The sequence below is a fragment of the Pedobacter sp. genome (assembly GCF_041662865.1).
GTDB lineage: Bacteria > Bacteroidota > Bacteroidia > Sphingobacteriales > Sphingobacteriaceae > Pedobacter.
Genome location: NZ_JBAZRL010000035.1, coordinates 26,062 through 37,082, shown reverse-complemented (window position 1 = coordinate 37,082; position 11,021 = coordinate 26,062). Strand labels below are relative to the sequence as shown.

10 protein-coding genes and 1 pseudogene are annotated in these 11,021 nt (G+C 35.0%); 1 reads left to right on the top strand and 10 read right to left on the bottom strand.

The annotated features are described in order from the left end of the window. The 5 genes from guaA to WC622_RS11915 all read right to left on the bottom strand — a co-directional run. Positions 1 to 1,406 (bottom strand): glutamine-hydrolyzing GMP synthase (guaA, locus tag WC622_RS11935; RefSeq protein ID WP_372819923.1); only part of this gene is annotated, 1,406 nt, incomplete at its 3' end. Between the two features lie 113 nt (positions 1,407 to 1,519). Then, positions 1,520 to 2,131, bottom strand: coding sequence for a DUF4375 domain-containing protein (locus tag WC622_RS11930; RefSeq protein ID WP_372819922.1), 612 nt, complete (start codon positions 2,129 to 2,131; stop codon positions 1,520 to 1,522). Positions 2,132 to 2,166: 35 nt separating this feature from the next. Continuing rightward, positions 2,167 to 2,598: a cytidine/deoxycytidylate deaminase family protein gene (locus WC622_RS11925; protein WP_372819921.1), complete on the bottom strand. Its 432-nt coding sequence runs from the start codon at positions 2,596 to 2,598 to the stop codon at positions 2,167 to 2,169. 32 nt (positions 2,599 to 2,630) lie between these two features. After that, complete coding sequence (locus tag WC622_RS11920; RefSeq protein ID WP_372819920.1) at positions 2,631 to 3,974, bottom strand: sugar MFS transporter; 1,344 nt, start codon at positions 3,972 to 3,974, stop codon at positions 2,631 to 2,633. Between the two features lie 176 nt (positions 3,975 to 4,150). Beyond that, a complete protein-coding gene (locus WC622_RS11915) occupies positions 4,151 to 5,581 on the bottom strand; it encodes an MFS transporter (RefSeq protein WP_372819919.1) in 1,431 nt (476 codons plus the stop codon). A gap of 232 nt (positions 5,582 to 5,813) precedes the next feature. Here WC622_RS11915 and WC622_RS11910 point away from each other — a divergent pair, with 232 nt between their 5' ends. Then, on the top strand, positions 5,814 to 6,434 hold the full coding sequence (locus WC622_RS11910) for a LysE family translocator (RefSeq protein ID WP_372819918.1): 621 nt from the start codon (positions 5,814 to 5,816) through the stop codon (positions 6,432 to 6,434). A gap of 170 nt (positions 6,435 to 6,604) precedes the next feature. Here the strand turns inward: WC622_RS11910 and WC622_RS11905 are convergent, their stop codons facing one another. From WC622_RS11905 to WC622_RS11885, 5 genes and pseudogenes are all read right to left on the bottom strand, one after another. Continuing rightward, positions 6,605 to 7,156, bottom strand: a complete 552-nt coding sequence (locus WC622_RS11905) for a hypothetical protein (protein WP_372819917.1) — start codon at positions 7,154 to 7,156, stop codon at positions 6,605 to 6,607. Positions 7,157 to 7,391: 235 nt separating this feature from the next. Beyond that, positions 7,392 to 9,293, bottom strand: a complete 1,902-nt coding sequence (locus WC622_RS11900; RefSeq protein WP_372819916.1) for an amidophosphoribosyltransferase — start codon at positions 9,291 to 9,293, stop codon at positions 7,392 to 7,394. Between the two features lie 126 nt (positions 9,294 to 9,419). Next, a pseudogene (gene murI / locus WC622_RS11895) lies at positions 9,420 to 10,255 on the bottom strand (glutamate racemase). Between the two features lie 156 nt (positions 10,256 to 10,411). Then, complete coding sequence (locus tag WC622_RS11890) at positions 10,412 to 10,765, bottom strand: OmpH family outer membrane protein (RefSeq protein ID WP_372819915.1); 354 nt, start codon at positions 10,763 to 10,765, stop codon at positions 10,412 to 10,414. Next, positions 10,762 to 11,004 carry an OmpH family outer membrane protein gene (locus WC622_RS11885; protein ID WP_372819914.1) on the bottom strand — a complete coding sequence of 81 codons (243 nt, stop codon included), beginning with the start codon at positions 11,002 to 11,004 and terminating at the stop codon, positions 10,762 to 10,764. Before WC622_RS11885 ends, WC622_RS11890 begins: the two co-directional genes overlap by 4 nt. Positions 11,005 to 11,021: the final 17 nt, after the last annotated feature.

Genomic DNA, 11,021 nt, shown 5'->3' with positions numbered 1-11,021 from the left:
CACCAATCTGCCGTCATTCCATCCACAGATTCTACTGCACGAAGACAGATTACATTTTCGTAGGTTCGCTCATCGCCCATTACCCCAACAGATTGCACTGGAAGGAAAATAGCACCGGCTTGCCATACTTTATCATATAACCCAGCTTCCTTTAAATTGTTTATATAAATAGCATCTGCCTCTTGCAAAATAGCTACTTTCTCTGGAGTTACATCTCCTAAAATACGAATTGCTAAACCTGGACCAGGAAAAGGGTGGCGTCCTAATATAAATCCTTCAATGCCTAATGTTTTCCCTACTCTTCTTACTTCGTCTTTAAACAAGGTATTTAAGGGCTCCACTACTTTTAGCTTCATGAAATCTGGCAAGCCACCTACATTATGGTGAGATTTAATGGTTGCCGATGGTCCTTTTACAGAAACCGATTCAATAATATCCGGATAAATTGTTCCTTGAGCTAACCAAACTACATCTTGTACTTCGTGTGCGGCGTCATCAAACACTTCTATAAAAACTCTACCAATTGCTTTGCGTTTTAATTCTGGATCTTTTACACCTGCTAGCTGACTTAAAAATCTATCTTTTGCATCGATGCCTTTGATATTTAAGCCCATGTGTTTATATTGTTCCAACACACTTTCAAACTCATCTTTCCTCAGTAATCCGTTATCTACAAAGATGCAGTGTAAGTTTTTACCAATTGCTTTATGCAGTAATATTGCGGCAACACTCGAGTCAACTCCGCCAGATAAACCTAAAACTACTTTATCGTTTCCTAATTTTGCTTTAAGTTCGGCAATAGTCGTTTCAACAAATGCATCTGCTGTCCAATCTTGTGAGCAACCGCAAATATCTACTAAGAAATTCTCTAATAATATTTTGCCATCGGTACTGTGCGTAACCTCTGGGTGAAATTGAATGGCATAGATATCGGTATCCTTTACATGATAACCCGCTACTTTTACTTCTGCTGTACTTGCTATGATTTCAAAATTCTCGGGTACACTTTTAATCGTATCTCCATGGCTCATCCATACTTGAGAATCAATATTGATCCCTTTAAATAACTTATTCGAGTTATTTACATAATTCAAATTTGCTCTACCATATTCTCTAGTTGATGATGCTTGAACATCTCCTGTATTTTGTTGTGCGATAAACTGAGCGCCATAACAAATTGCTAATAAAGGGTATGCTGCAAATAAAGATAAATCTACAAATGGCGCATCTTCTTGACGAACAGAATAAGGACTGCCTGATAAAATAATTCCTTTTACAGTGGAATCTAAGGCAGGTATATGATTAAATGGGTGGATTTCGCAGTAAACATTGAGTTCGCGAACGCGACGAGCAATAAGCTGAGTAAACTGAGAACCAAAATCGAGAATGATGATTTTTTCTAGCATGCGCAAAGGTAGTTATTTAAGCTGAAAGACTAAAGCAGAAAGCTTAAATGCATGCGTAATATATTTGAAGAGCAAAGTCAAAAGCTTCAGATAAAACTGCAAAAAACAATAACCTACTTGAATTTCACAAATTCCTCAGGATGTTCTTTAGCATATTTCTCAATTAGTCGCATAGTTTTATCATGGATCGAATAATAAACACTATCATACTTATCGAAGTTTTTTAAATTTTCATACAAAGGACTTAGATCATCATTTTGTTTTTGTATATCAAATTTTCCTTTTTGGGCAACATAATCTTTATCTACTGCACCAATTAAGTTAAGCATCGAAGTATCTCCGATTAATTTCATTCCGTCATTTATTGATGGCAAGTATTTCCTGTAATCATTCCAGTAAAATTGGATGAATCCGCCATTTGTTACTTCATCATTTAAATACCAAAAAAAATAAAGAGCCTTTTGTCCTGGGGAAAGGCGTTTAGAAAGTATTTTCTCTTCTTCCGGATTTTTAGAAATATTAATTGGCTCTAAAACTGCCCAACCAAAATCCCAATCATGTAGTGTATCAAACTTCGGTTTATCAAAAAGAGGTTGTAAATGGTTTGATGCATCAAATACTTTAAATTGGTTACGTAATTTATTATCAATGTTCTTTGAATCATTTTTAACTTGCTTACAGCTCAATAAGGACAAGAAAAGAATAAAATACAAATGTCGTTTCATAATTAGTTGGTCTTATTTTACGACATTATATATATTTAAACTGTTATCTGATGTTGCATCACCTTCACGCCAAAACGGATTAAGAAATCTACACCCTCATCGCTAGCCAAACCTTTGTAAGCTGCATACGAGTCTTTAAAGTAAACTTTCTTAATTCCTGATGATAAGATTAAGCGGGCGCAAGCAATACAAGGTGAAAGTGTAGTGTACAATGTTGAACCTTCTATTTTTGACCCATTTTTTATAGCATACAAAATAGCGTTTTCTTCGGCATGCAAAGCTAAAGAGCAACTTCCTTTACTATCTCTGGCGCAACCGGCTTCTGGCCATTCTTCATCGCAATTATGTGTACCCGCTGGCGGACCGTTATAACCGATAGAAATGATACGTGTATCTTTTGTTAAAACTGCACCAACATGTGCCCGCACACAATGTGAACGGGCAGCAAGGTCTGATGCTAAATTCATGAAAATATGTTGGAAAGATGGTTTACTCACTATTATACTCTTTTTTCGATGTGAAGATTTTTTAACCCTACTTTATGTCCTGCCATAGCAAAATATAAAATGAATAAATAACAAGGCATCATGCTAATGAAGAAAGATAGCTGAAAATCTACATGTAATTTATCTTTTAAAACGCCATAAATTAATGGCCAAATTGCGCCACCAGCAATACCCATAATCATAATTGCCGAACCTGTTTTGGTAAATTTACCCAATCCTTTTATCCCCAATGGGAAGATAGCTGGCCACATTAATGAGTTAGCTAAACCCAATAGCGCTACAAAAATAACAGAAGTATAGCCGTGAGTAGCAAATGCACCTATGGTAAATAATAAACCTACAATAGCGCATATTTTTAAGGCTGCTTGTTGGGTAATGTATTTTGGAATAGTGTAAACGCCAATAAAATAGCCTACTAACATACTCGCTAAGGTCAATGTTGTATAATAGAGCGGGATGGTAATTGTATCGGTTATTTTAATGGTAGTGATGTATAAATTTAGGTTAAACTCTTTAGCGTAAATACCAATAATGTCCCCTGCCATTACTTCTGCAGCTACGTACACAAAAATACAAAAGGCACCTAAAAACAAATGTGGGAACTGGAAAATACTAGTTTTTGCGGTATGTGTCGCATCGTCTGCTACTACTTCTTCTTTATCTACATCAACTTCTGGCAAGTTCGAGAAACGAATTACAATAGCAAATAAGGTAAATACAATTGCCAATGTAATGTAAGGCGTATGCACGCGATTTAATATTTCGGTTAATAAAGCTTCTTTTTCGGCAACTGTGGTCGCTACATTATTGATCTTCTCGGTAATAGCTTCAGAATTCTTCAAGAAAATTGAACCCATAATGATAGGCACAATTATACCTGCAAACTTATTACACAAGCCCATTATACTAATGCGTTTTGCAGCACTCTCTATTGGACCAATAATACTAATGTATGGGTTTGAAGCCGTTTGCAATAATGCCAACGCAGCACCTTGGATGAATATACCCGTCAAAAACAATCCGTAACTTTTAGTATCTGCTGCTGGAATAAAAATTAATGAGCCTAAACCTAAAATTAAAAGTCCAACGATAATCCCATTTCTAAACCCTATTTTCTTCAAAATCCACGAAGAGGGTAAGGCCAAAAAGAAATAAGCCATATAGGAAGCAAATGTTACGAAAAAAGCTTCTAAATCTGTTTTTAGGTTAAGTGCTAATTTTAAGAATGGAATTAATGTGCTGTTTGCCCAGGTTACAAATCCAAAAATGAAGAACAGTGCCCCGATGGTTGCAATTGCTTTTAAATTGTTTTGATGCTGGTGTGTAGGTTGGTTCATTTGTGTGTGGTTTAGTTTTTGAATGGCTAAATATGCAAAATAATTATTGTTTGAACCAATATGGAGTGCATTAAAACATCTTTTAAGGCATAATTATGAATATTATATTAATTCCTATAAAAACAAAAGCTTCCCTCTTAAAAAGAAGGAAGCTTTTGCAAATATGTCAATTTTAATTAGTGACCGCCAGCGATCTTTTCATCAAAGTTAATTCCTTGCGCTCTTAGTATTCCACTTACTTTCCATGCGTAATAGGCTAGATAAGCAAAACATAAAATACCAATTACATAACTATGTTGGATACCAATAATTTGTGATACATATCCTTGTAACCAGCTCACAATACCACCACCCATAATCATCATAATTAAATAACTACTTCCTTGACTTGTATGTTTACCTAATCCACTTACTGCAAGTGTGAAAATACATGGCCATAAGGTACTGCAGAATAAACCTACGCTAGTAAATGCATAAACACTTACCATACCAGTTGTAAACATCCCAATTAGTAATGCTAAAATACCTATACCAGAAAAGATCAATAACATACGTGCAGGATTTCCTTTACTCATAAAATCTGCAATAATTAATACTAAAATGATTAATGCATATACATAAAATGGTGCTAAGTCATGTCCAAATGCTGCATTAACACCTAAAAATATAGCGAAAGCTAAATAAGGAGCTATAAATCTTAAAATCTTTTGTGTATCTACATTATCAGTAAAAGCTTCAACCGCACCAGTCCATCTACCAATCATCATACTTGCCCAATATAAAGAGATATATGGCGCAATATCTTTAATTGCAAAACCTAAATCTTTTTCCATGTATGCAGGCAAATTACTTGCTGTTGATACTTCCACACCCACGTAAACAAAAATACCGATCATACCTAAAACCAATTGTGGGTACTTTAACGCTGATCCTTTTACCGAAGTATCGTCTAATTTAGCTTCAACTATAGCAGGTTTATCTGGAAGTGGAGATAGTTTTAAGAAGAGTGCTACTGCTAAAAATGCAGCTCCTAAACATAGATATGGAATTTTAACGCTTTCAATGCTAACATCGTTCGTTGCACTAGAGATTGACCCGAAAATAGCGAAACTCACAATTAATGGCCCAATTGTAGTACCTAAGTTATTAATCCCTCCGGCTAATGTTAATCGCTGCGAGCCTGTTTTAATTGGCCCTAAAGCAATAGCGAGTGGATTTGCAACGGTTTGTTGTAATGAGAAACCAAGTGCTACGATAAATAATCCTGAAAGCATTAAAGGAAATGAACCTAAATTTGCTGCTGGATAAAATAACAATGTTCCGACAGCAGAAATAGTAAGTCCTAAGGCTAAACTGTTTTTGTAACCTATCGTATTAATTAAATCTTTTTTCATTAAGCCCGAAATACCGACATAAATTAATGAACCCACAGTATAGGCTACGTAAAATGCAATAGAAACTAGCTGGCTTTCGCTTTGCGATAAATCAAATGCTTTTTTAAATACCGGAATTAATATGTCATTACTGGCTGCTACGAAGCCCCAAAAAAAGAATACCGTAACTAAGGGAATGAACTGCCCCCATTTGGTTTGTGAATTTTGTTCCATACTAGGATTTAGAGTTTAAGTAAGTCTAATTTAAATTTAGTTTGTTAAACATAAATAAAATTTATTGCTTACTAAAGTGTAATTTTTACACAGTTGATATTTGATACTTTTTGCAAGTAATAAGACTGTTATAATTGGGTTATTGAAAAAAATTAAATGAAAAATCAAACCAAAAAATGAATAGATTTTAGCTTTAAAAGTCGCATATTAGCATAAATAATATGTTAGGCTAATGTTTGAAGCGATTTTATTGGGCATGGGAGCTGGGCTAATTTCCTCATTCTTAACTGGTCCTGTTTTTTTTGCAATGATTAAGACCAGTATAGAAAAAGGATTTAAAGCCGGATTTTCGTTAGCGATTGGCGTAATCATCAGTGATGTTATTTTAATTGGGCTCGTACTGTATGGTAGTCAATTCTTAGTGTATCAAGAAAGTTTTGATAAATATGTTGGTATTATAGGTGGCTTGTTCCTATTTGCAGTTGGCATCTATTACTTATATTCAAAAGTCTCCATTAATTACGAAAACAATACGCTAATAAAGGTGAGCAAACGAGGTTATCTACTCAAAGGATTTCTGATGTGCATTCTAACACCTTCTACGTTGATGTTTTGGATTATTGTGAGTGGAATTATTTCTGCAAAACTAAATTCACTTGATGAAAAGTTGTTCTGTTTTTTTATTGCCATGGCCACGCAATTAACGATAGATGGATTAAAAAGTTATTATTCTAGTAAACTACGTTACAGGATAAAAGAAGATGCATTAAAAAAATTGAATAAAATTGCTGGGATTATTATCATTGCCTTTGCCATATGGCTGATTTATAAAACCTATCATCAATATTATTAATAGCTTATACCTAACATTCAGGCCATTCTTTCAAACAATTTAATAAAGGAACTGGCCAGTACACTTAAGCAAAATGCCCCTAAGCATGGATAATTGAGAGAGAGAGGAGCGTATTACGCTAAAGATGTTTTTGAAGTAAGAATTGATATGAGTGCAGATTAAAATAGATATTATAATATATCATCTAATTTGTATAAATCTACATAATCGACTACCCGACCACCTCCGCAATTCTCCATTTGTTGTAGTCGATAATTAGCCCTATCTCCTTTTTTAAGAAAAGTATATTCGCCAGTTTTTTCACACGGTCTTGATCCATTATTGCTTTTAACGAAAGTGATGATCGTTCCCACAAACTTCAATGTCTGATTGTTTACACGGGTAATTTTACCATCAATTTTAAGGAATTCATTATTTGTGTTAGTCTGTTCGCCTTTAAGGGTATACCAACCATCATCGGCTTTAGAAATTTTTGCACTACCCTGTTCTTCGAAGCTGATCCATTGCAAGCTAATTGGAATTGTTCGTGCAACTTCGACTTTAACTTTAGGGATTTTGTCTATTGCATCCTTTGCTCCTTCTCTCAAGGTATCATTTAGTTTATTGAGCTTTGATTTTAAGCTATCCCCTGTCTTTGAAACAGCATTATCAACTTTCTGTTGGTTACTTTCTGAGCAGCCTAGAAAGGTAAATATGGCGAGTGCGAGTATGATATTTTTCATAATATATAATTGTTGTTTGTAGAGATGTCTATCCTTAAACATTAGAAAAACGGTAAAAGTTTTAAGCAATGGCGAAAGCTAAAAGCAGGAAGCAACAAATCCTTCCTCAAAGCCTGAATATCAACCCAACAAAAAAGGCCTATCAGTTTAAACCAATAGACCTTATACCTATATAATTTGTAAAATAAATCTTGTTCCTAACGGCGACTTTCAGTTTATCGCTTTAAGCTTAAACCTAATACGCTCTCTGGTTATTTCCTTCTTTCCAGTTTACAAATGCTTTGTTTACTACTTTATTACCGCCAGGTGTTGGATAATTTCCTGAGAAATACCAATCGCCCGTATGATTAGGACAAGCGATATGCAAGTTATCCAACGTTTGATAAATTACTTCTACTTCAGCAACTATGCCTTCTGGAGTAATAATTTTAGCAATTTGATCAGAAATTTCTTGTTGCTGGAATGGTCTGTAAATCTCTTTTACATGATTTACTATTTCTTCTTTTGGTAGCAATAGCGAAGCTTTACATTTCTCATAAACTTCTTCTATAATATGCTCCATGCCTCGCTGTTTAAGCAATTGAATTGCTGCATCAAAAGCAACAAATTGTCCCATCTTAGACATGTCAATTCCGTAGCAATCTGGATAGCGAATTTGCGGTGCAGAAGAAACGATAACGATTTTTTTAGGATGTAACCGATCTATAATCTTTATGATACTTTGTTTTAAAGTCGTGCCTCTAACAATAGAATCGTCAACAGCTACTAACGTATCGGTATGATTCTTTATTACTCCGTAAGTAGTATCGTAAACATGAGCTACCATTTCTCCCCTATCCGCATCTTGCGTGATAAAAGTTCGAAGTTTCACATCCTTAATCGCTAATTTTTCTACTCTTGGCGACATCGATAATAATTCATCTAGCTCTGCATCATTTAGCTTTTCCTTGCGATTTAACAGCGCATCTTTCTGAATTTCTCTCACATGGTTATGCAAACCTTCTACCATGCCGTAAAACGAAACCTCGGCAGTATTAGGAATGAAAGAGAATACAGTATTTTTTAAATCATTATTTACTGAAGATAAAACTTGAGGAATTAATAAATCACCTAGTTTTTTGCGCTCTTTATAAATATCTGCATCGCTTCCTCTTGAGAAATAGATTCGCTCAAAAGAACATGCTCTTTTTTCTGCAGGTTCACGATACATTTCTTGAGTAACTGTACCGTCTTTTTTAACAATCAATGCATGTCCCGGCTCAATTTCTTTTACCTGCTTAATCTGTACATTAAATGCTGTTTGTATTGCAGGCCTTTCTGAAGCCGCTACAACAATTTCATCATCTGCATAATAAAACGCAGGGCGGATGCCTGAAGGATCTCTTAAAACAAATGCATCTCCATTACCAACAATACCAGAGATGGTATAACCGCCGTCCCAATCTTTCGCAGAGCGACGAAGGATGTTGGCCATATTTAAGTTTTCTGATATTTTATGAGTGATCTCTACATTAGACAGTCCTTCTTTTTTGTATTCATCAAATAATTCCTGATTCTCATCATCTAAAAAATGACCAATTTTTTCAAGAACCGTAACAGTATCTGCTTTTTCTTTTGGATGTTGACCTAATTCGTATAATTGCTCTAAAAGTTCATCAACATTTGTCATGTTAAAATTCCCCGCAATCACTAAATTTCTGGTCATCCAATTATTTTGACGTAAGAAAGGATGGCAATTCTCAATGCTGTTTTTACCATGTGTGCCGTAACGCAAGTGACCTAATAAAACTTCGCCAATAAAGCTTACGTTTTGTTTTAGGTACTCGGTATCTTTCATCAACTCTGGCGTTTCATTCTGAATATCTACAAATTTATTTTGTACATATCCAAAAATATCAGCAACTGCATTTTGAGCCATAGAACGGTAACGGCTAATGTAGCGACTACCAGGTTTCATGTCTAATTTAATGGTTGCAATACCCGCTCCGTCCTGTCCACGATTGTGCTGTTTCTCCATCAATAAATACAATTTATTGAGGCCGTAAAGTGCTGTACCGTATTTTTCTTGGTAATATGAGAGAGGTTTTAACAAGCGGATAAAGGCTATCCCGCATTCGTGTTTGATCTGATCGCTCATTTAAAGTTTTTTGTTTGCTGTCCCGTAGGGATCCGATGGGACAAATTTACCCTTTTAAAATTTTAAAACCTAACAAGAAATGTAGTGATTCATAACATTCTGATCATCTGAATGTTAATTTTTGAGCTAAGGTAAATGTGTATTATTCATTTTTTGAGCTTCAATTTCTTGCCCCAAAAATACGGAGGCATGGGCATTAAAAGTCTTAACATCTCCAGATGTGTAAAATGTTTTTTTAGACTCTTTAGCCAATTTACTTTCCATTTCTGTGTGTCTTTGAAGATAATCCGCTAAGCTATTTGCAACGATTTCACCTTGTGAGAGTACTTGAATATGCTTTGGGAGTTGCTGTTCAATTTTTGGAATTAATAAAGGATAATGCGTACACGCTAGCAAAATACAATCTATATCCTCAGATTTTTCCAACAGTTGTTGAACATATTTTTTAACAAAGAAATCTGCTCCCTCTCCTAGATGTTCACCGTTTTCTATAAGGGGCACCCACATTGGGCAGCTTTGCTGGTGTACTTTAAGCGCCGGAAAGAAATGACTTATTTCTAGTGGATAAGAATTGGAGCTAATGGTCCCACGAGTTCCCATAACACCAATGTGTTGAGTTTTTGTGAAATCTCCAATCACTTCAGCGGTTGGCCTAATCACACCTAAGACTCTATTATTTGGATATTTTTTAGGCAAGTCTAATTGCTGAATACTTCTTAGCGCTTTTGCCGAAGCAGTATTACAGGCTAAAATAACCAATGGACAGCCTTGTGCGAAAAGCCATTCTACACATTCTAATGTATACTGGTAAACGGTTTCAAAAGAATGATCACCATACGGCGAACGAGCATTATCGCCCAGATAAATATAATTGTATTGTGGTAATTTTTCGGCAATAGCTTTGAATACGGTTAGTCCACAAAACCCGAATCAAAAACCCCAATTGAACTGATGTTGTCCATAATATACTTTAAAGTTGGAAAGTTGAAAGATTGAAAGGTTCTGGAACCAAAACATTCCAACGTTTAAACATTGCAACATTCAAACAATTTTTTTTTAAAAAAAAGCGGAACCAAGTATTGAACTCAGTTCCGCTAAAGATATTAAATTATATCTAATTAGTTCTTTTTAGCTGGTGTAGTTGCTGGTTTTGTAGTAGAAGGAGTATTAGAAATACCTAATTTAGTTTTAACCGCAGCAGTAATGTCTTCTCCACCATCAAAATAAACTAAGTTATTAAATCCTTGTGCTACTGATGTATCAAAAACATAAGCTAAACCTTTTTCTTTAGCAACTGCACTCATTGCTGTAGCTAATTTTTGGTTTATTGGCGGAAATAATTCACCTTGTTTAGTTTGTACATCTGTTGTTGCTTTAGTACGAGCATCTTCAATTCTTTTTCCTAGATCTTGAATTTCTTGACCTGCAACTTGTAACTCTTTACCTACAACCTCTTTGTTAGCTTCGCTCAAAGTTTTTTCTTTGTCTTGCGCTGCTTTGTATTAGTTTGGTATTCAGCTATCATTTTATCAATTTCAGCTTGTTTTGCTTTTGCTAATGTTTCTAAAGTAGCTTGTGCAGCTTTAGCTTCTGGCATGTTAGCATAAATCTCATCCGAATTAAGGTGACCAAATTTTTGTTGAGCATTCGCAACGTTCGCAGTAAGCAATAATCCAGCTGCAACAAAAAATACGTTAATTAACTTTCTCATTTTTCTATTTTACTTAA

Coding starts and splice junctions, on each gene's coding strand:
- WC622_RS11930 (WP_372819922.1), bottom strand. CDS start 2,131: ATGAAACGACATTTGTATTTTATTCTTTTCTTGTCCTTATTGAGCTGT.
- WC622_RS11925 (WP_372819921.1), bottom strand. CDS start 2,598: ATGAATTTAGCATCAGACCTTGCTGCCCGTTCACATTGTGTGCGGGCA.
- WC622_RS11920 (WP_372819920.1), bottom strand. CDS start 3,974: ATGAACCAACCTACACACCAGCATCAAAACAATTTAAAAGCAATTGCA.
- WC622_RS11915 (WP_372819919.1), bottom strand. CDS start 5,581: ATGGAACAAAATTCACAAACCAAATGGGGGCAGTTCATTCCCTTAGTT.
- WC622_RS11910 (WP_372819918.1), top strand. CDS start 5,814: ATGTTTGAAGCGATTTTATTGGGCATGGGAGCTGGGCTAATTTCCTCA.
- WC622_RS11905 (WP_372819917.1), bottom strand. CDS start 7,156: ATGAAAAATATCATACTCGCACTCGCCATATTTACCTTTCTAGGCTGC.
- WC622_RS11900 (WP_372819916.1), bottom strand. CDS start 9,293: ATGAGCGATCAGATCAAACACGAATGCGGGATAGCCTTTATCCGCTTG.
- WC622_RS11885 (WP_372819914.1), bottom strand. CDS start 11,004: ATGAGAAAGTTAATTAACGTATTTTTTGTTGCAGCTGGATTATTGCTT.